The sequence below is a fragment of the Neptunicoccus cionae genome, from assembly GCF_014643735.1.
Classification (GTDB): domain Bacteria; phylum Pseudomonadota; class Alphaproteobacteria; order Rhodobacterales; family Rhodobacteraceae; genus Amylibacter; species Amylibacter cionae.
On the sequence record NZ_BMKA01000001.1, the window covers coordinates 783,685 to 808,633 of the forward strand.

Annotated in this window: 19 protein-coding genes and 1 tRNA gene; 8 read left to right on the forward strand and 12 right to left on the reverse strand. The window is 57.0% G+C overall.

What is annotated here, in order from left to right:
* The first annotated feature begins 6 nt into the window (after window positions 1-6).
* The 5 genes from IEX10_RS03460 (at window position 7) to IEX10_RS03480 (ending at window position 8,623) form a co-directional block, all read left to right on the forward strand.
* A complete protein-coding gene (locus IEX10_RS03460; RefSeq protein WP_188670918.1) occupies window positions 7-2,274 on the forward strand; it encodes an NADP-dependent malic enzyme in 2,268 nt (755 codons plus the stop codon).
* A 24-nt stretch (window positions 2,275-2,298) separates the two neighbouring features.
* Window positions 2,299-4,188: a propionyl-CoA synthetase gene (locus IEX10_RS03465; RefSeq protein ID WP_188670920.1), complete on the forward strand. Its 1,890-nt coding sequence runs from the start codon at window positions 2,299-2,301 to the stop codon at window positions 4,186-4,188.
* 151 nt (window positions 4,189-4,339) lie between these two features.
* Window positions 4,340-5,686 carry a sigma-54-dependent transcriptional regulator gene (locus IEX10_RS03470; RefSeq protein WP_188670922.1) on the forward strand — a complete coding sequence of 449 codons (1,347 nt, stop codon included), beginning with the start codon at window positions 4,340-4,342 and terminating at the stop codon, window positions 5,684-5,686.
* Between the two features lie 280 nt (window positions 5,687-5,966).
* On the forward strand, window positions 5,967-7,199 hold the full coding sequence (locus IEX10_RS03475; RefSeq protein WP_188670924.1) for an SPOR domain-containing protein: 1,233 nt from the start codon (window positions 5,967-5,969) through the stop codon (window positions 7,197-7,199).
* 89 nt (window positions 7,200-7,288) lie between these two features.
* The gene (locus tag IEX10_RS03480) at window positions 7,289-8,623 is read left to right on the forward strand and encodes an 8-oxoguanine deaminase (RefSeq protein WP_188670926.1); all 1,335 of its coding nucleotides are present in this window, start codon (window positions 7,289-7,291) and stop codon (window positions 8,621-8,623) included.
* On the opposite strand, the gene guaD is transcribed toward IEX10_RS03480, so the two are convergent.
* From guaD to IEX10_RS03495, 3 genes are read right to left on the reverse strand one after another with little or no spacing between them, the layout of a single operon-like run.
* Window positions 8,620-9,915 carry a guanine deaminase gene (gene guaD, locus IEX10_RS03485; RefSeq protein ID WP_188670928.1) on the reverse strand — a complete coding sequence of 432 codons (1,296 nt, stop codon included), beginning with the start codon at window positions 9,913-9,915 and terminating at the stop codon, window positions 8,620-8,622. The two genes, IEX10_RS03480 and guaD, sit on opposite strands and share 4 nt — an antisense overlap.
* The gene (locus IEX10_RS03490; RefSeq protein WP_188670930.1) at window positions 9,902-10,291 is read right to left on the reverse strand and encodes a DUF6165 family protein; all 390 of its coding nucleotides are present in this window, start codon (window positions 10,289-10,291) and stop codon (window positions 9,902-9,904) included. The genes guaD and IEX10_RS03490 overlap by 14 nt, the downstream gene beginning before the upstream one ends.
* The gene (locus tag IEX10_RS03495) at window positions 10,284-11,669 is read right to left on the reverse strand and encodes a tetratricopeptide repeat protein (RefSeq protein ID WP_188670932.1); all 1,386 of its coding nucleotides are present in this window, start codon (window positions 11,667-11,669) and stop codon (window positions 10,284-10,286) included. Before IEX10_RS03495 ends, IEX10_RS03490 begins: the two co-directional genes overlap by 8 nt.
* 148 nt (window positions 11,670-11,817) lie before the next feature.
* On the opposite strand from IEX10_RS03495, the gene mgtE reads away from it, so the two are divergent.
* Entirely contained in the window at window positions 11,818-13,215 is a 1,398-nt protein-coding gene (gene mgtE / locus IEX10_RS03500; RefSeq protein WP_188670934.1) for a magnesium transporter, read from the forward strand.
* A gap of 86 nt (window positions 13,216-13,301) precedes the next feature.
* Here mgtE and IEX10_RS03505 read toward each other — a convergent pair whose 3' ends face one another.
* The 5 genes from IEX10_RS03505 to rlmB all read right to left on the reverse strand — a co-directional run bounded on the left by IEX10_RS03505 (window position 13,302) and on the right by rlmB (window position 19,890).
* A complete protein-coding gene (locus IEX10_RS03505; RefSeq protein WP_188670936.1) occupies window positions 13,302-16,028 on the reverse strand; it encodes a hypothetical protein in 2,727 nt (908 codons plus the stop codon).
* Window positions 16,029-16,367: 339 nt separating this feature from the next.
* The gene (locus IEX10_RS03510; RefSeq protein ID WP_188670937.1) at window positions 16,368-17,663 is read right to left on the reverse strand and encodes an O-acetylhomoserine aminocarboxypropyltransferase/cysteine synthase family protein; all 1,296 of its coding nucleotides are present in this window, start codon (window positions 17,661-17,663) and stop codon (window positions 16,368-16,370) included.
* Between the two features lie 54 nt (window positions 17,664-17,717).
* Window positions 17,718-18,194, reverse strand: coding sequence for a CoA-binding protein (locus tag IEX10_RS03515; protein ID WP_188670939.1), 477 nt, complete (start codon window positions 18,192-18,194; stop codon window positions 17,718-17,720).
* 316 nt (window positions 18,195-18,510) lie between these two features.
* On the reverse strand, window positions 18,511-18,969 hold the full coding sequence (locus IEX10_RS03520; protein ID WP_188670942.1) for a YHS domain-containing (seleno)protein: 459 nt from the start codon (window positions 18,967-18,969) through the stop codon (window positions 18,511-18,513).
* Between the two features lie 129 nt (window positions 18,970-19,098).
* Window positions 19,099-19,890, reverse strand: a complete 792-nt coding sequence (rlmB, locus tag IEX10_RS03525; RefSeq protein WP_188670943.1) for a 23S rRNA (guanosine(2251)-2'-O)-methyltransferase RlmB — start codon at window positions 19,888-19,890, stop codon at window positions 19,099-19,101.
* 143 nt (window positions 19,891-20,033) lie between these two features.
* Between rlmB and IEX10_RS03530 the strand changes: the two genes are divergently transcribed.
* Window positions 20,034-20,117 (forward strand) — tRNA-Tyr (locus IEX10_RS03530).
* A 16-nt stretch (window positions 20,118-20,133) separates the two neighbouring features.
* Here the strand turns inward: IEX10_RS03530 and IEX10_RS03535 are convergent.
* From IEX10_RS03535 to IEX10_RS03545, 3 genes are all read right to left on the reverse strand, one after another.
* Window positions 20,134-20,601 (reverse strand): DUF305 domain-containing protein, encoded by a 468-nt coding sequence (locus IEX10_RS03535; protein WP_188670945.1) that lies wholly within the window; start codon window positions 20,599-20,601, stop codon window positions 20,134-20,136.
* 85 nt (window positions 20,602-20,686) lie between these two features.
* Window positions 20,687-21,541, reverse strand: coding sequence for a fumarylacetoacetate hydrolase family protein (locus tag IEX10_RS03540; RefSeq protein WP_188670947.1), 855 nt, complete (start codon window positions 21,539-21,541; stop codon window positions 20,687-20,689).
* 313 nt (window positions 21,542-21,854) lie between these two features.
* Complete coding sequence (locus IEX10_RS03545) at window positions 21,855-23,225, reverse strand: aspartate aminotransferase family protein (protein ID WP_188670949.1); 1,371 nt, start codon at window positions 23,223-23,225, stop codon at window positions 21,855-21,857.
* Between the two features lie 103 nt (window positions 23,226-23,328).
* On the opposite strand from IEX10_RS03545, the gene IEX10_RS03550 reads away from it, so the two are divergent.
* Window positions 23,329-23,808, forward strand: coding sequence for an Lrp/AsnC family transcriptional regulator (locus tag IEX10_RS03550; protein WP_188670951.1), 480 nt, complete (start codon window positions 23,329-23,331; stop codon window positions 23,806-23,808).
* A gap of 6 nt (window positions 23,809-23,814) precedes the next feature.
* Here the strand turns inward: IEX10_RS03550 and IEX10_RS03555 are convergent, their stop codons facing one another.
* Entirely contained in the window at window positions 23,815-24,921 is a 1,107-nt protein-coding gene (locus IEX10_RS03555; protein ID WP_188670953.1) for a mandelate racemase/muconate lactonizing enzyme family protein, read from the reverse strand.
* Window positions 24,922-24,949: the final 28 nt, after the last annotated feature.

The window sequence follows — 24,949 nt, forward strand, 5'->3', positions numbered from 1 at the left end:
GCCCCCATGGTCGATACGCCCAAAACCCGCGCCCTGAATTATCACCAGCACCCCAAACCGGGCAAATTGGAGATCAGGGCCACCAAGCCTATGGGCAACCAGCGAGATCTATCGCTGGCCTATAGTCCGGGCGTGGCTGAGGCGTGTCTTGAGATCAAGGAAGACCGCAGTGCCGCCGAACTCTACACCACCCGTGGCAATCTTGTCGGGGTGGTCAGCAACGGTTCGGCTGTGCTGGGGCTGGGCAATATCGGGGCGCTGGCGTCTAAGCCTGTGATGGAAGGCAAGGCGGTTCTGTTCAAGAAATTCGCCAATATTGATTGCTTTGACATCGAACTGGATGAAACCGACCCTGAAAAACTGGCGGAAATTGTCTGCGCGATGGAACCGACCTTCGGCGCGATCAATCTTGAAGACATTAAGGCACCGGATTGTTTTATTGTCGAAAAAATCTGCCGTGAGCGGATGAATATCCCCGTTTTCCACGATGACCAGCACGGCACGGCCATTGTTGTGGGCGCAGCCGCGACCAACGCGATAGAGGTCGCCGGTAAGCGGTTTGAGGACATTAAGATCGTCTCGACTGGGGGCGGTGCAGCGGGGATTGCCTGTCTGAACATGCTCGTCAAACTCGGGGTGAAGCGCGAGAATATCTGGCTCTGCGACATTCACGGGCTGGTTTATGAAGGCCGAGCCGAGGACATGAACCCGCAGAAAGCTGCCTTTGCCCAAGCCAGCGACTTGCGCACACTGGATGACGTGATCGAGGGTGCCGATATGTTCCTTGGTCTCTCTGGTCCGGGTGTGCTGAAGCCTGATATGGTCAAACGGATGACGGCGCAGCCGATCATCTTTGCGCTGGCCAATCCGACACCGGAGATCATGCCCGATGCGGCCAAAGCTGTGGCACCGGATGCGATTATTGCGACAGGGCGTTCGGATTATCCAAATCAGGTGAATAACGTCCTGTGCTTCCCGTTCATATTTCGCGGTGCATTGGACGTGGGCGCTACGGAAATCAACGACGCCATGCAAATCGGCTGTGTCAAAGGCATTGCAGAACTGGCCCGCGCCACCAGCAGTGCGGAGGCCGCTGCCGCCTATCAGGGCGAGAAAATGACCTTCGGGCCGGATTACCTGATCCCCAAACCCTTTGATCCGCGTCTGATGGGCATCGTGGCCAGTGCCGTAGCCAAGGCCGCAATGGAAAGCGGTGTTGCCAAGCGTCCTGTGGCCGATATTGAGGATTATAAGGCTGATCTGGATCGCTCCGTCTTCAAATCCGCCTTCATTATGCGCCCTGTGTTCGAACTCGCCCGCAATACCGTGCGCCGTTTGATCTTTGCCGAAGGGGAAAGCGAACGGGTGCTGCGGGCGGTGGGCGCGATGATGGAGGAGGGCGTGGATCGTCCGATCCTGATCGGGCGTCCAGAAGTGATCAAGAAACGGATTGCCCGTTCTGGCCTGCGCATCCAACCTGATGTGGATTTTGACGTGGTAAACCCCGAAAGCGACAGCCGCTATCGCGATTACTGGAAAACCTATTACGATCTGATGAAACGGCGCGGGGTGACGCCGGATCTGGCCAAGGCGATCATGCGCACCAACACCACGGCCATTGGCGCGGTGGCTGTGCACCGTGGAGAGGCCGACAGCCTGATCTGCGGCACTTTCGGCCAGTATCTGTGGCATCTGAAATACGTCAGCGAAATTCTGGGACGGGGGGATTTGCACCCCGTCGGCGCGCTATCCCTGATGATCCAGCAAAGCGGTGCGTTGTTCGTGGCAGATACCCAAGTTAACCCAGAACCGACTGCGGATCAGATTGCCCAGACGGTGATATCTGCTGCGCGTCATGTAAAACGCTTCGGTGTCGAACCCAAAGTGGCGCTGCTGTCCCATTCCCAGTTCGGGAATCTGGATACGCAAAGCGGACGCCGGATGCGCGGTGCGCTGGATATCCTCGACACGCTTGATCTTGATTTCCAGTACGAGGGCGAGATGCACGCGGACAGTGCGCTCGATCCCGAGGTGCGCGCACGCATCATGCCCGACAGCCGGATGGAGGGCGCGGCCAACACGCTGGTTTTCGCCAACACCGACGCCGCAAGTGCTGTGCGCAACGTGTTAAAGACCCGTGCAGGGGGGCTGGAGGTTGGCCCGATCCTGATGGGGATGGGCAATAAGGCCCATATCGTGACCCCGTCGATCACGCCGCGGGGCTTGTTGAATATTGCTGCACTGGCCGGAACGTCGGTGCATTCTTACGATTAATAGGGACGAACGGGAGGAGTTATCATGGGGTACAAAGAGGTCTACGCAGATTGGCAGGCCGATCCAGAGGCATTCTGGATGGAGGCTGCCAAATCTATTGACTGGATTGTAGAGCCGACAAAGGCGCTGCATGACGAAAATGCACCCCTGTACGAATGGTTCTCTGATGGTGTGGTCAACACCTGTTACAATGCGGTGGACCGGCACGTGGAAAACGGGCGCGGCGATCAGGACGCAATCATCTATGACAGCCCGATCACTGGCGCGAAAAGCCGGATTTCCTATGCCGAGTTGCAGACCCGCGTTGCCCGCCTAGGTGGAGCCCTGCTGGAGCAAGGGATCATTAAAGGTGATCGAGTGATCATCTATATGTCGATGACCCCCGAAGCGATTATCGCCATGCTGGCTTGTGCGCGGATTGGTGCGATCCATTCGGTGGTATTTGGCGGATTTGCTGCCAGCGAACTTGCCACACGGATCAATGACGCCACCCCCAAAGCAGTCATTGCCAGCAGTTGCGGGATCGAACCGGGTCGGGTCATCGCCTATAAACCGCTTCTGGACGAGGCGATTGAAATGGCCGACCACAAGCCCGAGACCTGCATCATCTTCCAGCGCGAACAGGCTGAGGCAACACTGGAACCGGGCCGTGATCACGATTGGAATGATGTGCAGGCCGATGTCACACCCGCGCCCTGCGTTCCGGTAAAGGGCAATGATCCCGTCTATGTGCTTTATACCTCCGGCACCACGGGCCAGCCCAAGGGCGTTGTGCGTCACACCGGCGGGCATCTGGTGGCGTTGAACTGGACCATGAAAAACGTCTACGGCGTTGATCCGGGCGATGTGTTCTGGGCTGCATCGGATGTGGGCTGGGTCGTGGGGCATTCCTACATTTGTTACGCCCCGCTGATCCACGGCAACACGACAGTGGTGTTTGAAGGCAAGCCGGTGGGCACGCCTGATGCGGGCACATTCTGGCGGGTGATGCAGGATTACAAAGTGCGCGCCATGTTCACCGCACCGACTGCATTCCGTGCAATAAAACGGGAAGACCCCAAGGGGGAGTATCGGAAGAAATATGACTTATCGAACCTAGACACCCTGTTTCTGGCCGGTGAACGTGCCGATCCTGACACTATCCTGTGGGCGCAGGACCAACTGGGGATTCCGGTTATTGACCACTGGTGGCAGACTGAAACCGGTTATCCGATGGTGGGCAACCCGATGGGGATCGAAGCCCTGCCAGTCAAAGTGGGCTCTCCGACGGTTCCGATGCCGGGGTATGATGTGCGCATCCTAAGCGACGAGGGCGAAGAGATGCCCGCCGGAGAACTGGGCGCGATTGCCGTGAAACTGCCACTTCCCCCAGGGACATTGCCAACGTTGTGGAACGCCGAAGGGCGCTATCGCTCGGCCTATCTTCAGACGTTTGAGGGATACTACGAAACCGGTGATGCGGGTATGAAGGACGAGGACGGATACCTTTATATCATGGCGCGCACGGATGATGTGATCAACGTGGCGGGGCATCGCCTGTCTACCGGTGCAATGGAAGAAATCCTTGCCGGACATCCCGACGTAGCTGAATGCGCGGTGATCGGTGTAGCCGATCCGCTGAAGGGGCAATTGCCCCTTGGCATCTTGTGCCTTACATCCGGCGTGGACCGCCCGCACGACGAAATTGTGAAGGAATGTATCCAACTGGTCCGCAACAAGATCGGTCCGGTTGCAGCCTTCAAGCTGGCCTGCGTGGTAGACCGCTTGCCTAAGACCCGTTCAGGAAAAATCCTGCGCGCCACGATGGCCAAGATCGCAGACGGCGAAGAATTCAAAACACCCGCAACGATCGACGATCCAGCCATTATTGACGAAATCGCAACGTCATTTAAAACGCTTGGCTACCCTGGGTAGCTTGAAGGCTGGTCTTAACAGGTTAATATGATCTATACTTAGCGCGCATCCTTTTTGGTGTGCGGGCGCATCGCAAGATAAGAAGATTAACGTGTTTAAGCTCCGTTTCAGCCATATCCCAAAACCGCCCCAATCGGGGCCGGAATAACCTATGGTGGGCCGGATTCTAATCGTCGAGGGTAGCGAGCAACTTCTCAGTTCTTGTGTCCGGCAGTTGGAACAGCGCGGCTATGCCGTCGATCTGGCCCACAGCTTGCCCAAGGCAGCGGCGCTTTTTGCGACCAGTGGCCATGCCATAGTGATCATCGATCTTTTGATGGCAGAGCAGGGCGTGAAGCCGGTGATCGGCGGTATGCTGGGCGCCAGACCGGATACGCGCATCATTGTCACCACCGCGAGCGGGTCGATGAAACAAGCGTCCGATGCGATGAAGCTTGGCGCATTTGATTTCGTCGTGAAACCGTTCGATTGCCACCGTCTTGTGCATATCGTGGATAATGCCGCAAAGATGCCGGATGCCGGTCAGGTCAAGGAAGAAACCGCTGGATTAGCGCGGGGCTTTATGGCGATGGATGCCAGTGTCAAACGGGTCGTCGCCCAGATCGCACCGTCTTTGGCACCCGTGCTGATTACGGGCCCTAAGGGTGTGATGAAAGAAGCCTGCGCCCGCCTGATCCACAATAGTTCCTTTTTACGGGACGGGGATTTTGTCGCGTTGGACTGCGAAAAGGGCAGGGCGGGTGACCTGCTTGACCGCCTGCCAAGTGACCTGATGCGGACAGGCGGGACGGTGTTTCTCAACGATATTTGCGATCTTCCCTTGAAAATTCAGACCCAGCTTCTGTGGTATTTGCAAACCGGACTTATAAAGGATGCTGACGGTGCGGCCCACAGACCGGATATCCGGATCATTTGTGGCACGTCTCTGGAACCCGAAGCTGCAATGGCGGCGGGTCGTCTGCGCGAAGATTTGTACTACCGGCTTTCTGTGGCCTCCATCGCGTTGCCGGGCCTGAACGACGGGCGGTTTTCGATAAGCGTGCTGGCGAAAGAACTGTTTGGCGCCTACATCCGCGCCAGTGGACGCGACGATAGTGTTCTCGGTGCCGAGATTTGCGACATGTTCGAGCAATACAGTTGGCCGGGACAACATGCTGAGATGCTCAGGCTTTTACGCAGCGTTGCAGACACGGCTCCGGCAGGGGAGGTTACGCCGGACCATCTGCCCCGCAGCTTTGTCAAATCCTTCCGCGAAGATCAGGCCGCCACTGCCCGTAGTCAGCAAAAAGCAGGCGTTGGATCGCTAAACCAGACGGACATCTATGAGGCGGCACTGCGGGCGTTGATACGGGACGGGCTGACGCTCTCTGAGATTGAAAAAGCCGTGGTCGAAGTGACGATCCGCCATTATCAGGGGTCCATCCCGCGTGCGGCTGCCCATCTTGGGGTGTCACCCTCAACACTCTATCGCAAACTGGAAAATTGGGCCAGAACCTAGGCTCGGAGCGTTCGGATTTTCTACAATTTTCTGAGATCTGTGACCGGCCGATAAAAGGCAAGGGACAGAGGAGGTTGGGTAATTCTCTTCAAGTAAACGGTCCTAGTCGCGCGCCCCAAACTGTGGGGTCTGGCGCTGTATCACCACGAAATATAGCGACAATCGGCCTAAATTGCTTTACATTGTGTCCTAAAAAAGGCACGTTCAGTGCAAAAAAGGCAGGTAAAGAATGTATCCAAAAGGGCTTGAGGTGCGTGATATAATCAAAATGGCGGCAGGCATGGCAACCGGATTCGCGGTTGTTTTCACACTATCCGATCCGGCAGAGGCACAGTCCTTGCGCAAGATCACGGCACCCGCCGAAAATCCCCCGCAATCCTTCACCGGAAAACAATATGTAGACAGCCGCGGCTGCGTCTTTATCCGTGCCGGATTTGGCGGTCGGGTCACTTGGGTGCCCCGCGTCAACCGCAAGCGCAAGGTGTATTGTTCGTCGAACAACCGTCCTTCCTTGTCCGGCAGCCAACTTGCCGCGCTTGAACAGGCGAAACCTGTGCCAACTGGCAACAAGGTGGTTGATCTTTCCTTGCCCGAAACCGCAGCAGCCAAGCCGGTGCGCAAGGTTGTGAAAATCGCGCCGAAGAAGGTTGCAGTGGCCAAGCCAGCGCCCAAAGCTAAACCCAAATCCACGGCCAAGGTGGTTGTGAAGCCTCGTCCGGTGAAGGTTGCAGCGGTAACACCTGCGATGACCCGCACCAATTTGTCCCAACGGGGGCCGCAAACGGTTCACCCCGGCGATCTGGTTCGCTCCGCGCGGGATCGGGCTGAAAACGCTGGCCTGAACACTCAGGCCGTGGCACGTCCGGTGCAGAAAACAGTTGTAAAGATAGCTCCCGCACAGCGCGTTGTGACCGTCTATAAAACAACCCCTGCCCAAAAAGTACATCCGGGTGATCTGGTGCGCCAGCAGAAGCAGCGCCGCCTGCAAGCCGCGGCGGCTGCCAATGCCAGTGTTTACGCCAAGCCAGCCGCGCCGGTGCGCAAAGTGACCAAAGCGCAGGTGGTCGATCAGGTCCACGGCCTGCAGACCGCCGGTGTTATCATCGACCCTGACGTGACCGCCAAGGGCGATGCGCAGATGGAGATGGTCTGGACCAACACAGTGCCACGCCGTCTGATCCAGCGGAAGGTTCGGGTCCGTCAAGTTGCGGTTAAAACCTCTACGGTCAAGGCGATCAAATCTTCTAAATCCTACAGCCAGCCGCAAAAACAGGCGCGCAGCACCGGCAAACGGTACGTGCAGATCGGCACATTCGGAGATACAAAGAATGCACGCCGCACGATTTCACGGTTTCAGGCGGGTGGATTGCCCGTTGGCAGCCGTACAATCGCGCGCAACGGCAAGAAATTGAAAGTTGTTCTGTTGGGGCCGTTCAACAGCACGGCGCAGATGCAATCTGCGCTGCGCTCTGCACGGGGTGCCGGATTTAGTGACGCGTTCTACGCGAATTAAGCCCAAGCACTGCTCTCTCCAATTTCCCGACTTTTCAATCATATCAGCGGCACAAGCCGCTGATTTTACTTTAGATTGGAGAGTTAGACATGACACGTCTTGTAATCAAAAACATCGACCATCTGGTCACTATGAACGCCAGCCGCGCCGAACTGGCTGGCGTTGATCTGGCGGTTGAAAACGGAGTGGTTGCTGAAATCGGCACCAACCTTACGGGCGGTAATACGCTCAATGCCAAGGGCTGCGTTGTGACGCCCGGACTGGTGAATACGCATCATCATCTGTTCCAGACATTAACGCGGGCTGTTCCGGGCGGGCAGGATGCGCTGCTGTTTGGCTGGCTGCAAACGCTCTACCCGATTTGGGCGCGGATGGGGCCGGAGGAGATGTTTACATCGGCACAAGTGGGGCTGGCGGAACTGGCGCTGTCGGGCTGCACGCTCAGCTCCGATCATCAGTATATCTTCCCTAATGGCTCCAAACTTGATGACGCAATAGAGGCCGCCCGCAGCATTGGCGTGCGCTTTCACGCGGCCCGTGGTTCCATGAGTATCGGGGAGAGTGACGGCGGCCTGCCACCGGATCATCTGGTGGAGCGTGAAGCCGATATTCTGAACGACTGTATCCGCGTTGCCGACCGCTATCACGACGGTGCGGACGGGTCCATGTTGCGGGTGGTTATGGCGCCCTGTTCGCCGTTTTCGGTCAGTACGGGCCTGATGAAAGACAGCGCAGCGCTTGCGCGGGACAAAGGCGTCATGTTGCACACCCATCTGGCGGAAAACGACGAGGATATTGCCTATAGTCAGGAAAAATTCGGCTGCCGCCCCGGACAATATGCCGAGGATATGGGCTGGACCGGTGCGGATGTATGGCACGCCCATTGCGTGAAGTTGGATGCGCAAGAGATTGATTTATTTGCAAGAACTGGAACTGGCGTTGCCCATTGTCCCTGCTCGAACTGCCGTCTTGGCTCTGGCATCGCGCCTGTGCGCCAGATGCGGGACGCGGGTGTGCGAGTCGGGCTGGGTGTGGACGGATCGGCGTCCAATGATGCAGGGCATCTACTGGATGAGGCGCGGCAGGCGATGTTGTTGCAGCGCGTGCAAAACGGTGCGGATGCAATGGCCGCGCGGGAGGCCTTGGAGATCGCCACACTCGGCGGGGCGCAGGTTTTGGGGCGGACCGATTGCGGGTCTTTGGAGGTTGGCAAAAGGGCCGATTTCGCGATCTGGGATATGTCCGGCCTTGCGGCTGCGGGCAACTGGGATCCGGTCGCGGCGCTGGTTCTGACCGGCCCCCACAATGTGCGTGACCTTTATGTTGAAGGGCGTGCGGTGGTGCAGGGCGGGCAGATGGTTAACCTGGACCTGCGCGAAGTTATCACCCGCCAGAACCGTCTGGCGGCGCGGTTGGCAGGTTAACCCCCGCGCATATCCCTGCCGTTGACCCAGACGCCGGAAATAGCGCGGTCGTCGCCCATCATTATGGTAGGGAATACCGCTTCCCAGATGTCGTCCGCCCGTTTGCTACGCTGCGCGATCGCAGGGGTGGAGGACAGGTCCAGCGCGATCAGATCGGCCTCCATCCCTGTTGCGAGGTTTCCGATTTTATCTTGCAGGCCCAGTGCCTTGGATGATCCCACAGTCGCGAGATAAAGCAGTTGCGCGGGATGCAGCGGCGTGCCGCGTAACTGGCCAACCTCATAGGCGGAGGCCATGGTTCGCAGCATCGAGAAGGAAGAACCGCCCCCTGTGTCTGTCGCCAGCCCCACCGGAATGCCCCGCTGGTGCAGGCCGGTCACGTCACACAGGCCAGAGCCGATAAAGGTGTTGGATGTCGGGCAGTGGCCCACGCGTACGCCTGTATCTGACATGCGGTCAATCTCACGCGGGGTGAGGTGGATGGCATGCCCCATAACCGCGCCTTCGCCGACCAGCCCGTGCTGTTCGTACACATCAAGATAATCGCGCGCGTGTGGGAACAAATCTTTGACCCATGCGATTTCTTCGTGCTGTTCGGACAGATGGGTTTGCATCAGGCAGTCTGGTCGCTCTGACCAGAGCGCACCGAGGGCCGAAAGTTGTTCGCCGCTTGATGTAGGCGCAAAGCGGGGCGTGATGATATAGCTCAGGCGGTCCACCCCGTGCCAGCGGTCAATCAGCGCCTTGCTGTCGTCATAGGCAGATCGGGCCGTGTCGCGCAGACCGTCCGGCGCATTGCGGTCCATGCAGGTCTTCCCGCCGAGCATCCGCATACCCCGTGCCTGTGCCGCCGTGAAATAGGCATCGACGCTTTCGGGGTGAATGGTGCAATAACTCGCCGCTGTTGTGGTGCCATTGGTTAGTGCTAAATCGCAATAAACTTCAGCAATTTCAGTGGCGTAATCCACATCTTTGAAACGGGTTTCTTCCGGAAAAGTGTAGCTGTTCAACCAGTCGATCAGCCGCTTGCCCCAACTGGCGATTATACCGGTTTGGGGATAGTGGACGTGGCTGTCTACAAAGCCGGCCATTAGCAGCGCATCGCCTTGATCAGTCACCTTCGCTTGCGGGTGGCCATTACGCAGGGTGTCTGCATCGCCCACGTCGATGATTTTGCCATCCCGCACAGCCACCGCCCCGTGGCGGTTATGGCTTGCGGCGTCGGGGCCGTCCTGAAACGGATCACCGGTGAAACAAAGTGTTTGACCGAGGATCAGTTCAGTAGTCGGCATAGGATTTCTCTTCGACAATACGCGACCCGAGTACCTGATTTATCTGCTTTTTATAATCCGCCCGTTTGTCATTGGTGACATAGACTGCACGGGCGAGGCGGATGAATTCCTCGCCAAAATCACCGGCACGTTCGCATTCGCGGATGTCGTCTTCGATGTCCCATAGCTCACGGTTCACGTTCAATAGCCGGATGTTAAGAACGGTCACTTCCTCGGTTTTCGGGATGTGTTTGTCGGCAACTGCGAACAGGGCTTCGTGTTCGACCTTCACATTTGCCCGCTTCTCGGGGTCTTCGATTTTGTCCAGCTTGATCGCCAGAATGGTCAGTTTGTCCAGCAGTTCCCCCGGCGAGATCGGGGTCAGTATGTCATCCATGTCGGTTTACCAATTCTTCCAACTCCGTGTGGAGGTTTGCAAATACACTGTCCCAATCACCCGATTTTTTCTGCCGGATCAACCGCATAGAGGGATACCAAGGGGTGTGGTCTTCAAATGGTTCATAAAGCCAGTAGGCTTCGGAATGCAACAGGTTCCAAACCTTTGCGCCAAGCGATCCGGCGACATGGGCAATGGCGCTGTCCATCGTGATGACAAGGTCCAACTGCTGGATCAGCGCGGCGCTGTCGGCAAAGTCGCGGTCGCTTCCAGCCGCATCCAGTATCACACAAGATGTTCCATCCTCGTGATAAGCCTGCGTCAGTGACCCCTTGTAAAGCGAGAACATTTGCAGATTGGGAATATCCGCAAGTTGCAGGAACTGCTGGTGGCTGAAAGAGCGTTTGTGGTTAGCGCGGTAGGTCACAGAACCGGACCAAAGCACACCAACCTTAAAATTGTCCTTAAACGGCGCAAGAAGGGCAGTTGCCCGTTCCTGCGAGTCCTTTGGAATGGTCAACGTCGTCGGGGCTGGGAGCGTGTCTAAGGTTGTGCCAAGATAACGGGGCAAATCCATCATCGGCGCCCAGTAATCACATCCTTCAAGGTCTGCTGTGCTTTGTGCGAAACGGGTAACACCGGCCAGCCCCTTAAACACGCGGTGCAGCGGTTGTTTGGCGGACAGACGCACATCTGCGCCCATGTCGGCTACACCTTTGAGAAAGCGCGCCATTAGAATTGTATCACCAAAGCCTTGTTCGGGTGTCACCAGAAGCGTTTTTCCGGCCAGATCCTGTCCTGTCCATTTTGGCATCGGCAAATCCGGCAGCGATATTTCATCCCCCTCCCAGCGCCAGTCAAATTCCGCAAATCCGGCAGGGTATTCCCCAAGTGCCAAAAGCGCGAAGGAAAGCTGTATATGCAGTTCCGGATCGTCAGGATGAACCCGTATCGCCTTTTGCAACTCAGCCTTTGCCTCTGCATAGCGGCCAAGAGCGCGCAGGTATTTGCCCAGCGATGACCAGTTCTCGGCGTTGGACGGCTTCATCGCCAGCGCCTTACGCCGCAATCCCAACGCTTTGTCCGGCTCACCCGCATCGAAATGGGCATTGGCGGCATTGTTTACAACACTGTCGCTCTCGGGGTGTAATTGAAGTGCTTTTTGCTGGCAGACCACAGCCATCGTATAGTTCTTTTGACTGCGAAACAAAGCGCCGAGATTGGACCAGATCGGACCGTCCTTGGGGTGGCGAGAAAGATAAGTGCGGTAAAGATCCCGCGCTGTGGCAAGATCGCCCTTCTGGTGATGGGTAATCGCACCATCCCGCAGATCGGACAGGGTTTTAAACTGGAGTTTTTGCGGTTTTTGTTCTGTCATAATGTAGTGTTACGCCAATGGAATAGATCGGAAGCAAACTTTACAGTAGACGGGATTTTCCGATCAGGCAAACCACAGGATTAACCAGAATTGCGGTTGTTGCAAAACAGGCGAGCGGGTAGAAGAAAAACAAAAGCAGGGGGCTAATATGCAGGATCAAATCACACCGGATGACGCCTTTGGGGGCCCCGATGCCGGCGATGGGGCCTATGCGCTTGATACGGTTGCGATTGATGCCATTCTTGAATCGGTGGAAGCGGGTGACCAGTCCCGACTGATAGAACTGCTCGCGCCGCTGCATTCTGCCGATATTGCTGACGTTCTGGAACAGATTTCCGGTGCCGAACGGGAAGCTTTGCTAGGGCTTTGGGGAACAGAATTCGACGGTGATGTGCTGTCGGAACTGGACGAAAATCTGCGGGCCGATCTGATCGAAACCCTTCCGGCTGACGTGATGAGCTCGGCCTTGAAGGATCTGGAATCAGACGACGTGGTCGATCTGGTCGAAGATCTGGAACAGCTCCAGCAAACCCGCGTTCTGGATGCGCTGGAGCAGGCGGATCGTGTTGTCGTCGAACAATCCTTGCAATACCCCGAGGAAAGTGCCGGTCGCCTGATGCAACGGGAGCTGGTGATGGCACCGGCCCACTGGACCGTGGGCGATGCGATTGACCATCTGCGCAGCGAAAACGATCTGCCGTACCGCTTTTATGTGGTGGTGATCGTCGATCCCAAAATGCAGCCCATCGGCAAAGTGGCCCTGTCCGATCTGATGTCGAGCCCGCGGGACACCATGCTCGCCACCATCATGGACGAGCATTTTCACGTTATTCCCGTCACGCAGACGCAGGAAGATGTGGCCTATGCCTTTAATCAGTACCACATGGTTTCCGCCCCCGTGGTGGACGAAGAGGGGCGTCTGGTCGGGGTAATTACCATTGATGACGCGATGTTGGTGCTTGATGAAGAAGCCGAAGAAGACCTTCGGCTTTTGAACGGTGTCGGCGACGAGAGCCTGACCGACAGTGTTCTTGACACCACACGCCAGCGGTTCCCGTGGCTTGGGGTAAATCTGATCACAGCCGTGCTGGCGTCTGTGGTGATTTCACAGTTTTCCGACACGATCGAAGCCATCGTTGCCCTTGCTGTGCTGATGCCGATTGTGGCGTCGATGGGGGGGAATGCGGGCACGCAAACTCTGACGGTTGCCGTGCGCGCGCTGGCGACGAAGGATTTGACTGCGTCCAACGCGATGCGGGTGATCCGGCGGGAGGTCATGGTTGGCCTGCTGAACGGTCTGGTGTTCGCGGTGATTATCGGTGTCGTCGGGGTGGTCTGGTTCGGTTCTGCTATGTTGGGCGTGGTGCTCGGGCTGGCCATGATCGCCAACCTGCTGATCGCGGGCATGGCGGGCATTTTGATCCCGATCACGCTGACCAAACTGAAAATCGACCCCGCACTTGCATCGGGTGCATTCGTGACAACGGTCACGGATGTGGTCGGCTTTTTCGCCTTCCTTGGGTTGGCCGCCGTGATGTTGACCTGAGCCTGCAAGGCCCTGATATCCCATTAAAAAGCCGCCGGAACTCTCGTTCTTGGCGGCTTTTGCATTTTAAGATGTGCGGCGGGGTCCTATGGTATCTTCAAAACCTGATCGCGGCTGCCTTTTTTGATACGCAAACTGTCCGCGCCGATGGCAGAGACTCGCCAACCGCCGAGGCTGTCGCCTGCTTTCACTTTCACATAGCGCCCCGTTGAGGTCCGTACCAGAGCGCGCCGCGCACTCGGGGTGCCGAAGACGCCCACAAGGCTAAGACGGGAGCTGCGGAATTTAGACCGCTCTGTCGCGGCGTTTGCCACACTGGTGCGGGTCGGTGTCGGTGGGGCTTTCACGGTGCCAACAGCCGCTTTGGGCGTCTGCGCCGTGGTTTTGGTGTTGCCACCGGTGGCACGGGGTTCGGCTGCAGCGACACGTTTCACCACACGGTCCAGACGGGCAGGGCGCGCCTTGGGCTGGGGGCTTTGATCAATCGCAAAACGCGAAGCGCTGGCAATCGTGTTTTGTGGCTGGGTAGAGGCCACAAGTATTTCCGCCTCTGGTTCGGGCTCCGGCTCTGGCGCAATAACACGCAGGGCACTTGGCCGCGAACGGGACTTTTTGCCTGCAAGTGCAGGATCAGCCAAAGCCACAAGCCCATCCATTTCAAACGGTGTCAAAACGCGCAGGTTCGTCGGGCGGTTGCGTGCCTTCACGCCTGCTAAGGCCGGATCGGCCAAAGCGGTCAACGTCGGGGCTTCCGGCTGCTCCACTGTATCAACGACCGCGTCCTCAGTGGCTTCATCTGTGGCGGGGTTTTCGGGGGTTGCAACCTCAAGGTCTTCGGCCAGATCCGTCGGGCGGACCAGCGGGCGCAGGGCTGGATTGGCCAACGCCAGCGAGGTCGCACTTTCGATCGCTTCTTGCGCTTCGGTCCGCGCAATAGCTGCTGTTTCAGCGTCTACATCTGCCTCATCGGCGATTTCTGCCACGGTGGTTTCCAGCGTTGGCGCGTCGCTTTCAGTTTCGGCAGCGGGCGTCGCAATCACTTCTGACACAGGCGCGGGTTCGGGCGATGTTACAGCGACTTGATCCGGCACATCCAAAGTTGCGGGACGCAGTTTGGCGCGCAACGGGCGCAGGGCCGGATCTGCCAGCTGCGCGATGGTTGGTGGACCGAATGCCGGACCCGGTTCTGGAACGTCCAGATCGGACGGGCGCACCCGTGCGCGGTAGGGGCGGAGTGCGGGATCAGCCAGATCCAATATGGTCTGGGGGGTGGTCTCTTGCGGTGCTGTATTCTCGGCCAACAGAGCCTCAGCCGCGGGTTCTTCTACGGCCGTTTCGGGAACATCCAGCGTGTCAGGGCGCAGACGCGGCGTAAAGCCGGTCAGTGGATCAGCAGGGATCGCCGAGCCCGGACGATCCGGCGGTGTCTGCGCCGGTTTTCCAGCGAAGATCATGATGTATTCCGGTCCGGGCGTGCCCTCTTTGGTGGGCGTCAGTGTGCCCGGTTCAGCCGTAATAGTTGACGGCGGGCGGACTGGACGGGCAGCCGGTTTTTGTGCGGCATCCGGTACAGGGGCGGCATCACGATCGACCGCGGGCAGGTTGCCCAGAAGGATCGGATCGAAAGACCGGCTTGGCAGGGTCAAAGCGGCGAGGCGGACCGGCGTTTCCGGTTCCGTTGGTGCATAAATCGCAAGCGCCATATCGCTTTGAATGATCTCGACGATTTCATCGTTTACCGCAACTTCGGGCAAATCACGACGGGCTTCGGCAATTTGCAAGCTGCTGGTTTTGACAAGTTTCGAATCTCCGACCACCGCGGGGGAAACTGATTCTTCGGTTTGCAGGCGGATAATATAGGGACGGTCTGTCGCGGTATTGCGCGGCACGGCCTTAGTGGAAAGTTCAGGATAAGTCGTTTGGGCAGGCGCGTTCAGCGCAATCCGCACAAACGGCAGATTGGGCGCAATGTCTTGCAGGGCAAGCTGCTGTGTGGTGTCTGCAACTTCGGATTCATCTTCGACTTCGGGCTTATCTGCCACTGCTTCTTCCTGAGGCTCAGGAGTGGAGACAGCTTCGCTCGGGGCAGCGGTGTTAGCATCTAAGGACAAAGCGGCGGTCTGTTGACCGGTGTCACCAGAGACTTCGGTGCCGGTGGATTGTTCCACTGCAGCCACAGCAGGAGGCGCATCATAGCCGCTGGCGTCCGAGGTAATCTGCGAATAGCCGAAATACCCGATTGCCAGCCCGACAGAGGCCGCTGCAACCCAAGGGGCAAACCACAGGGGTTTGGATGCAACTGTCTGATCTGTAAGGTAAAATCGTGGCTCTCGGTGAAATTCCCGCTCGCTGTATTCGGTCGTGAAGTAAAGCGTGTCAAAGCCGTGGGTTTTGGCGAAATCCTCGGCCTCTTGCAGGGTTTGGCGGGCCACGATTCCGACGGGGGCCATGTTGCCAAAGCCCTTTTCGCCCATGTCAAAAACAATTTCATCCATCGGCAGCGGCGAGATTTTTTCAATCTGGCGCAGGCCATGCCGTTCTGCTGCCTCGTCCTCGAAAACGCCAAGACTAACCTTGGAGAGCATCACCTCGGAGCGGGGGACCCGTACCACAGTGCGGCGTTGACGGGCATTGCCTGCACCATTGCTGAGTGCTTGATCCCGCAGCGCACGCACCTGCGCCGACAGGTCCGGCGCGTCCAGCGGGACATGACCAAGCACGGTCCAGCCGCCACCGCCAGCGCGATGCCACAGAGCAACGCCCTCGTTCGACAGATCGAGTGCGAAATTCGGTTTGGTTTCACCCATCATCATAAAATTCTCTCTATCCACATCGCGGATATACCATCACCGGCGTTCATTGCTACAGTTTTGCTGGGCTAAGCCCTTAGTGTAGCAGATTTTTGCCGGAATTGGAACTATCTGCCGGATCAGGCGGCGGGATCCTGCGTTTTTAAGTTTCGCCTCCCATGAGCGTTAGGAAATTTCCCAAGCTTCGGGCGGCGGTGTCTAGGTCTTTAAATGTATTTCGTATCAAAAGGATTAAATTTCAAGCTGCGCTGCAGTTTAACTCCGCGATTCCATCGGAGATGACGGAATCGGCTCTTAAACTGAAGGTACTGGCGCCCGCATTATACGGACGCCAGAGTTTTATCAGGCTGCGGTCGCCTTGTTGAGCGCTTGATCCAGATCAGCGAGCAGATCTTCCACTGTTTCAATCCCGATAGACAGGCGCACTGTGTCCGGTGCGGCACCAGCGGCTTCCTGCTGTTCCTCGGTCAACTGGCGGTGCGTGGTAGAGGCAGGGTGGATGATCAACGAACGTGTGTCGCCAAGGTTGGCCACGTGGCTGAAGATTTCCAGATTATCCACCAGCTTGATGCAGGCGTCATAACCGCCCTTCACCGCGCAAGTGAACAGGGCACCAGCGCCTTTAGGGTACAATTTGCCCGCACGCTCGGCATAGGGGGAAGACTCCAGACCAGCATAGGTGACTTTCTCGATCCGGTCGTCTTTTTCCAGCCATGCAGCGATCTTTTTGGCGTTCGCGACGTGGCGGTCCATGCGCAGGGACAGGGTTTCAATCCCAAGCAACGTGTAATGTGCCCCTTGCGGGTTCATCGTCATGCCCAGATCGCGCAGGCCGATGGCAATGCCGTGGAAAGTGAAGGCCAGCTCGCCAAATGTCTCATGGAATTTTAGCCCGTGATAGGCCGGTTCCGGCGCGCTCAGGGATGGGAACTTATCGCTTTGGGACCAGTCGAATTTGCCGCTGTCCACAACGCAACCACCTGTAACTGTTCCTGAACCTGTCAGGTATTTGGTAGTAGAGTGAACAACCAGCGTTGCGCCCATTTCAATCGGGCGGCACAGGTACGGCGTTGCTGAGGTGTTGTCCACGATCAGGGGCAGGCCGGCTTTATCCGCAATCGCGGCAATCGCCGGAATATCGGTTACATAACCGCCCGGATTGGACACGCTTTCGCAGAACACCGCGCGGGTGTCGTCGTCAATTGCGGCTGCAACAGCATCCGTATCGTCGAAATCAACGAATGTCGCGGACCAGCCAAAACGCTTGATGGTCTGGCTGAACTGGGTGATCGACCCACCGTAAAGGCGTGTAGACACAACAACATTGCACCCCGGACCCATCAGCGGGAACAGGGACATGATTTGCGCCGCGTGACCCGAGGAACAGCAAACAGCCCCGACACCGCCTTCAAGGGTGGCGATACGTTCTTGCAGAACTGCCACGGTCGGGTTGGTCAAACGGGAATAAATGTAGCCCACTTCTTGCAGGTTAAACAGGGCTGCGGCGTGGTCGGCATCGCGAAAGACATAAGAAGTACTTTGATAAATCGGAGTTTGCCGTGCGCCGGTTGCGGGATCAGGGCGCGCACCTGCGTGTACTTGTAGCGTGTCAAAGCCGTAGTTAGGTCCGTCTGTCATTGTTTCCTCCGTAATCGAACAATTTGGCGCAGAGTATGCTTAATCCGCTGCTGTTCACAACCGTGAAGAAATGATTCCCGTGTTAAAACCGCCTTTGCGCAATTCACCGAAAAGCCGTTGGTATTCGATCTTGGGGCAGCGGTTCTGGATCACAGTAACGCCAGCGGCTTCGGCCTCTGCTGCGGCCTCTGCGTGACATACGCCGATTTGCATCCAGATGGTTTGCAGCGCTGGCAGCAGGGACAGGCTTTGCGTGACAATGGGCGGCACAGCCTCGGAGCGGCGGAAGATATCCACCATATCGACAGTCTCATCCGTCAGTTCAGACAGATCGCCCCGCACAATTTCCCCAAGCAGTTCCTCACCGGCATAGACCGGATTGACCGGAATCACCCGATAGCCCCGCAGCCCCATGTAGCGCGCCACATAATGGGACGGGCGGATCGGATTGGTGGAAACACCAATGCAGGCAATGACTTTGGTGCGTTTCAGCACGGTGCGCAAAAGATCGTCGGAGTAGTTTTCATTCATGGCAAGACCATAACGTCGGCGCGGTTGTGGCTCTACCTTAAAAACGACAGCGTTTAAAATGACAGGGTAGGGTCCGCCGCTGTTCCGCTCAAAAAAAGCGCCCGAAACAGAAATGCTTCAGGCGCAAGGTGTGGAACGAGGGACAGTAGTCAGAGACGGGGAGTTCCATTCTACCCGTCCAGTGATTTTATATTTAGGGCGGTTTGTTCAAGAGTTAAGGTTTTGTAATATAATTGTGATCACGTTGATGTTACACGCCCCGTCACTTGACGGTTTAATGGTGGAAAAACCATTGTTGGGGACGGGGCGCAGGGCGTCAGTTTTCCAACGGGGCGGGCCAGTGGCCATCGGCCTTTTTGATATAGCCCGGAATGTCCGCCTGCCACTTGGTCCGCACTTCAAGATTGAAGTTCAAGTACAGTTTGCCATCCACGATGGTCCAGGCCTCTGGCTCGGTGGGTGCAACATAACCGCGTGCCATCGCAAAGGCACAGTAACCGCCATATTGGGGGGCATATTTTTCAGGATCGGAGGAAAAGGTTGCGGCGTTTTCGGCGCTTGCAAACAGCCATGTAGAGCCGTTCCAATCAACCGAATGGGCGCGAGATCCTGCCACCGGCTTGCCTAGAGAAAAATACGCCACAGTATCTGTGCCATCAATCGCGATCGAATCTTCGGTGTATACTGGTGGACTCTTGGCGGCGGCCATTGGGGCGACCAGTGTCACAGCGCTTGCGCTGAAAAGCGCAAGGATCGCACGGCGGTTAAGTTTCATGTGGGTCTCCTAAAGTTTGAACTCCAGAAGATGCTAGCGGTTAAATTCGGCCCGCTCTATAGCCGACACGGCGATTTGAGGGCGCGTTATCTTTCGTGGGGCATCCGTGATCGCCCCGTTACCGAACCGTTACCGCAAGCGCGCGGCTTCATAAAGACCGACTGCCGCTGCGTTTGACACGTTGAGCGAACCGAAACCGCCAGCAAAGCGGATTTTAGCAATGATGTCACAGCTTTCACGGGTCAGCTGCCGCAAGCCCGGACCTTCCGCCCCAAGCGCAAGAGCCACGGGCATCTGTGCGGATTTCGTCAGCTCTTCCGCCAGATCGGCATCCCCCAGTCCGTCCAGACCAATGATGAAGTACCCCATCTCTTTAAGCGCCTTCATCGAAGTCGCAAGGTTTTGCACCCGGAGGTAAGGCTGACGTTCCAGCGCACCTGAAGCCGTTTTTGCCAGCGCGCCGGTTTCAGGCGCAGAATGGCGATGGGGGGCTATTACCGCGCGGGCGCCAAAAACCTCGGCAGAGCGCAAAATTGCGCCGATGTTATGGGGATCGCTTACGCGGTCGAGCAGCAAAACCACGGGGTTTTCGCCCCGTGGCGCACAGCGTTCAGACAGGCTGCCCCAGATCAGCGGGTCCACTTCAAGTGCGGCCCCCTGATGCACGGATTGCGCATCCAGCGGGGCCGAAAATTTGCGCGGGTCTTGCACGTCCGGTTCGATATTGCCTGCTGCAACAGCGTCTTCCAGTTTCGCCAGCGCATTCGGCGTCAAGATCAGCTTGTGCTTCACCCGCGCGGGGTTCATCAAAGCATCGCGCACCGCATGCAGACCGAACAGCCAGACCGTTGCCGGAGTTTCACCGCGTTTTTCCCGCTCTTTTTCAACAACCCATGTGGGTTTCTTGGGTTTTCTGGCCATGATCCGCTGCCCTTGCTCTCGTGTTTATCCCGTGTCGCAGATGCTTAAAGCCACTGCAAGAGCTACGGGATGAACAAGAAGAAAGATTGATGCAAGATTAGTGGTTGACGCCACCCAAGCGCATCGCTAAATCGGGCGGCGTTGGGCGACGTGCTGCAAGGTGCGGCAGCGGACTGTAACTCCGCCGAGGTGACTCATGCCTGGTTCGATTCCAGGGTCGCCCACCATTTTTCTGGTCCCCGTTTAACGGGCTTCCAGATCCGCGATGAGGGCTTTCATCTCTCCGATTTCACGACGTTGTGCTTCAATAATGGAGTTGGCCAGTTCCTGTACACGGGGATCGGTGATTTCCGCACGTTCACTGGTCAAAATCGCGATGGAGTGATGGGGAATCATCGCCTTCATCCAGCTAACGTCCTGCACCGTTTCTTGCGAGCGCACGAGCCAGAGCGCAACTGCGAAGACCAGTGCTGATCCGACGTAGATCGCTGTATTCACAGACTTATTGTTATACATGCCAAGCATGAACGTCAGCATGACAACGGCCATAACTGCGCCCATGACGAAGGTCATGTAGAATCGTGTTTCACTAAAAAACAGATGGTCCACGGCATAAGTGTTCAGGTACATTAACCCGAACATGATCGCTGTAGATGTGCCAATCATGGCGAAGAAACGGCCATAGGCGCTGTTTTGGTTGTTATCGTTCATCATTCCCTCCGTTGAAGTGATTATAAAGTCACAACAAGATTCCAGTGCGGGAGGGTTCCAAGATTTTTTAAAAAATTTGACAGCGTTATTCTTCGTCGATCACCGGATTGGCGCAGATGCCGATGCCTTCTATTTCCACCTCAATCACTTCGCCCGGTTTCAGAAAACGGGGCGGCGTGCGGGCATATCCAACGCCAGGTGGCGTGCCCATTGCAATCATGTCGCCCGGATTCAATGTGGCAAATTCAGAAATGGTCGCGATGGCTTTGTTAACCGGCCACATCATTTCCGATGTATTGGCGCTTTGCAGGATTTCTGTGCCGACACGGGATTCGATTTTCAACCCGCTGGCGCCTGTCGGGAGATCATCTGCCGTAACCACATAGGGGCCAACCGCGCCGGTGTTGTCAAAGTTCTTGCCGGGCGTCCATTGCGGGGTCTTGCGCTGGAAATCCCGAACCGACCCATCGTTAAACACCGTATACCCGAACACATGATCAAGCGCGTCATCCGGCGAGATATGCCGCCCGCCTTTGCCAATAACCACCATCAGTTCCGCTTCGTAGTCAAGCTTGGTCGAGCTTTTAGGGCGTACCATCGGCGCGCCGGACGGCATCAGGGACTCAAGTCCGCGCATGAACAGGGCAGGGTAGGTCGGCATATCATGTCCGCCTTCACTGGCGTGGTCGGCATAATTCAGCCCCAGACAAATCGTCTTACCCGGACGTTCAATAGGCAGTGCTGGAAGAATGTCTTCAATCGCAACCTTATCCGATCCGGCGATCCGCGCGGAAAGACTGGCGAGCAGTTCAGGATTGGTCAGGAGTGATCTAAGATCAGAGCCGACCGCGCTGGATAAAAGGGAGAGATTGGTGGCTGCATCGTCATTGACCGCAAAGACGGAGTTCCGTCCAGCATGTTTCCCAACCAATAATTTCACGCGTGTATCCCTGTCGCCTGTCGTTGCGTTCCTGTCGTAAGGCGATACCCCACTCCGATGCAACTGTTTCCCAGTGCAGTGCGATGGAATGGCAAAATTCGTGCTAATACGTCCCTACTGGGAAGAGTTTAAGCGGGTTTTGCAGATCATGCGCTGTCGAATTTTGCAAAGGTGTTGTTGCGTTTTTGAAGATTCGTTGCGGGCGCGGCAGCATTAGTGCGGTCTGAGGGGCGCGGTTTCCCCCGGCTTTTACAGCAAAGAGGCGCAGACGGTCAGACCGCTGCGCCTCTTGTTCGATTGATAGAAGAAGGGATTAACCCAGCACTTCCTTGACGGCTTCAACGGTTACGCCAACCACATGATCGACCTCGGCTTCGGTGATGCACAGGGGGGGCGCAAAGCCGATGATGTCCCCTTGGGGCATGGCGCGGGCGATGACATCGCGGCTGGCCATCGCAGCCGAGATCGACGGGCCAATCTTGCGAGAAGCGTCAAAAAAGCCGAGCGGTTCTGTCGTGTCGGCAAATTCCACAGCGCACATCAGGCCTTCGCCGCGCACTTCGGCCACATTTGGGTGATCCGCCAGCGCTTCGGTAAGGGCTTTCTGCAGGTAGGGACCGGTTTTGCCAGAGTTCTCTACCAGCCCCATTTCGTCGATTAGGTTCAGGTTGGCCACACCCGCAGCGGCACCAATCGGGTGCGCGGAATAGGTCCAGCCGTGGCCGATAGGCCCGTTTTCATCGGTACCGTTTTCCAGCACTTTCCAAACCTTATCCGACACGATGGAACCGGACAGCGGCGCGTAGGCAGAGGTCAGGCCTTTCGCGATGGTGATGATGTCCGCCTCAATCCCGTAATGGTCCGAACCGAACATGCTGCCCAAACGGCCAAAGCCTGTAACCACTTCATCCGCGATCAGCAGGATGTCGTATTTCTTCAGAACCGCCTGAATCGCCTCCCAGTATCCTTCGGGCGGAGGCACAATGCCACCGGTGCCAAGAACGGGTTCACCGATAAAGGCGGCAACCGTGTCCGGTCCTTCGGCGAGGATCAACTCTTCCAGTTTGGCCGCACAATCCGCCGCAAACTCAGCCGGGCTCATCGCAGTATCTTTGCGGCGCAGGTAATAGGGCGCTTCGGTGTGGATGACTTGGGACAGGGGCAGGTCGAACTTGTTGTGGAACAGTTCCAGACCGGTCAGCGAACCTGTCATCAGGCCGGACCCGTGATAGCCGCGCCAGCGCGAGATGATCTTTTTCTTTTCAGTGCGGCCAAGGATGTTGTTGTAATACCAAACCAGTTTGATGTTGGTTTCATTGGCGTCCGAACCGCTTTGCCCGAAATAGACTTTGGACATATTGTCCGGTGCGCGGTCCAAAATCATCTTGGACAGGGTGATCGAGGCTTCGGTGCCATGGCCTACATAGGAATGGTAATAGGCCAGTTCGTGGGCCTGCTTTGAGATCGCCTCAGCGATTTCAGTGCGCCCGTAGCCTACGTTTACGCAATAAAGCCCCGCAAAAGCGTCCAGCATCCGGCGGCCGTCGCGATCCGTGATATGCACGCCGTCGCCGCTGCTGATCACCCGTGTCGGGGTTTCGCCCCGTGCGTGTTGCGCAAGATGGGTGGAGGGATGGAAGAAATTCTCGCGGTCCCATTCGGCCAGTTGGTCATTGTTCAGCATAGCTACGCCCTTTCTTTTGTGTTGCGCGCAGCATAGCAACGCTGCGTGACGAAACGATGCAAATCGGGTAGTATCGCGCCTAATTTATGCAAGGATTAACCATATGGCTGCCAAATCCCCCACATTGGACGATTTTGACCGCAAAATTCTGCATGAGGTTCAGCAGAACAATCAGTTGACCTCGACTCAACTGGGGGAACGGATCGGCCTGTCGCCCACCTCTGCCCAGCGCAGGTTGAACCGGCTGCGCAAGGATAAGGTGATCAAGGGGGATATCTCGATCATCTCCGGTGCGGATGTGGGGCGCACGTTAACCATGATTGTGTCTGTTCAGCTTGAACGGGACCGCTCTGACATTATCGACCACTTCAAGAAAGACGTGCGCAACGAACCCATCGTGATGAGCGCGTATTACGTCACGGGCGACAGTGACTTTGTGCTGATCATCAGCGCCCGTGATATTAAGGAATATGAAGGGTTTACCCGCAAATTCCTCTATGACAATCCTGACATTAAAGGGTTCAAAACCACGGTGGTGATGGACCAGATCAAAACGTCCTTTTACGTCCCCCCATGGGAGTGATCGGCCCTAGGCGTCCAGTTCGGATTTGCGATAGTCGGCCTTGTCGAGCCATTCGGGATTAACCTCTATCCCCCAGCCCGGTGCATCCGTGACGGTGGCCTTGCCATCGCGGATTTCATAGGGGTCGTGGGTGAACAGAATCTCCTGCCACGGGTAGTAATCCAGCCCCTCAATGGAAAACTCCAGATATTTGCCCGCATTGGGAATGGCCCGCAGCAGGTGCATCGTAAATAGCGTAACCAGCGACAGGTTGGCCGCATGAGGTGTGACCGGAATCCCCGCATCCGCAGCCATTTTCGCAACCCGCATGGTGCGGGACATGCCGCCAAGGTACAGCACGTCGGGTTGCACAATATCCACGATCCGCCCGTCAATCATTTGCTGCCAGTTGGCCATCATACAGTCCTGCTCGCCCCCGGTAATATCCAGATCGAGCGCATCTGTGACCTCTTTCGTCTGCGCGAATTCCCAATAGGGGCAGGGCTCCTCGTAATGGGAAATTCCGTTGTCGATCAGCATCTTGCCCACCTCAATTGCCCGTTTGGGCGAATAGCAGGAGTTGGCATCCACCAGCAGTGCCACATCACCGCCCATGGCGCGGCGCATGGTAGGGACGATTTCCTCGGTGCGGCCTTCCCATTCGTCGCGATCGCGGCCCACTTCGGCGCCGATGCGGAATTTAAAGGCGTCAAAACCCTTTTCATCCCGCAGTCTGACCAGACGGTCTGCTTCGTCTTTAGGCGTTATATCCCGCTTCATGGATGACCCGTAGGCGCGGATCGCGCCGGGGCTGCCGCCGAGCAGGGTGCAAACCGGTTTGCCTTCCACCTTGCCGCGCAAATCCCAAAGGGCTGTGTCCAGCCCGCCCATGGCGCGGCGCAGGTAAGATCCGGGGAATTTGTGCTCGCGGTCCCGCACGAAATCCAGAATGCCATCCACGTCATAGGCGTCCTTGCCCAGCGCATAGGGCGCCACCTGCCGGTGCAGCACTTGGGCTGTAATGTCCGCGTAATAAGGCGCGACCTGACCCCAGCCTTGCGCGCCTGTGTCCGTGGTCACGCGGGTAAAGCTGACAAATTCGGTGCTGAAGGTTTCGATGGACTGGATTTTCATTGGGGGACTCCGGTAGGTAGGTCGCTTG

Bases quoted from the DNA above. Each gene is read 5' to 3' on its own strand.
- IEX10_RS03460 (WP_188670918.1), top strand. From the start codon at position 7: ATGGTCGATACGCCCAAAACCCGCGCCCTGAATTATCACCAGCACCCC.
- IEX10_RS03465 (WP_188670920.1), top strand. From the start codon at position 2,299: ATGGGGTACAAAGAGGTCTACGCAGATTGGCAGGCCGATCCAGAGGCA.
- IEX10_RS03470 (WP_188670922.1), top strand. From the start codon at position 4,340: ATGGTGGGCCGGATTCTAATCGTCGAGGGTAGCGAGCAACTTCTCAGT.
- IEX10_RS03475 (WP_188670924.1), top strand. From the start codon at position 5,967: ATGGCAACCGGATTCGCGGTTGTTTTCACACTATCCGATCCGGCAGAG.
- IEX10_RS03480 (WP_188670926.1), top strand. From the start codon at position 7,289: ATGACACGTCTTGTAATCAAAAACATCGACCATCTGGTCACTATGAAC.
- guaD (WP_188670928.1), bottom strand. From the start codon at position 9,915: ATGCCGACTACTGAACTGATCCTCGGTCAAACACTTTGTTTCACCGGT.
- IEX10_RS03490 (WP_188670930.1), bottom strand. From the start codon at position 10,291: ATGGATGACATACTGACCCCGATCTCGCCGGGGGAACTGCTGGACAAA.
- IEX10_RS03495 (WP_188670932.1), bottom strand. From the start codon at position 11,669: ATGACAGAACAAAAACCGCAAAAACTCCAGTTTAAAACCCTGTCCGAT.
- mgtE (WP_188670934.1), top strand. From the start codon at position 11,818: ATGCAGGATCAAATCACACCGGATGACGCCTTTGGGGGCCCCGATGCC.
- IEX10_RS03505 (WP_188670936.1), bottom strand. From the start codon at position 16,028: ATGATGATGGGTGAAACCAAACCGAATTTCGCACTCGATCTGTCGAAC.
- IEX10_RS03510 (WP_188670937.1), bottom strand. From the start codon at position 17,663: ATGACAGACGGACCTAACTACGGCTTTGACACGCTACAAGTACACGCA.
- IEX10_RS03515 (WP_188670939.1), bottom strand. From the start codon at position 18,194: ATGAATGAAAACTACTCCGACGATCTTTTGCGCACCGTGCTGAAACGC.
- IEX10_RS03520 (WP_188670942.1), bottom strand. From the start codon at position 18,969: ATGAAACTTAACCGCCGTGCGATCCTTGCGCTTTTCAGCGCAAGCGCT.
- rlmB (WP_188670943.1), bottom strand. From the start codon at position 19,890: ATGGCCAGAAAACCCAAGAAACCCACATGGGTTGTTGAAAAAGAGCGG.
- IEX10_RS03535 (WP_188670945.1), bottom strand. From the start codon at position 20,601: ATGAACGATAACAACCAAAACAGCGCCTATGGCCGTTTCTTCGCCATG.
- IEX10_RS03545 (WP_188670949.1), bottom strand. From the start codon at position 23,225: ATGCTGAACAATGACCAACTGGCCGAATGGGACCGCGAGAATTTCTTC.
- IEX10_RS03550 (WP_188670951.1), top strand. From the start codon at position 23,329: ATGGCTGCCAAATCCCCCACATTGGACGATTTTGACCGCAAAATTCTG.
- IEX10_RS03555 (WP_188670953.1), bottom strand. From the start codon at position 24,921: ATGAAAATCCAGTCCATCGAAACCTTCAGCACCGAATTTGTCAGCTTT.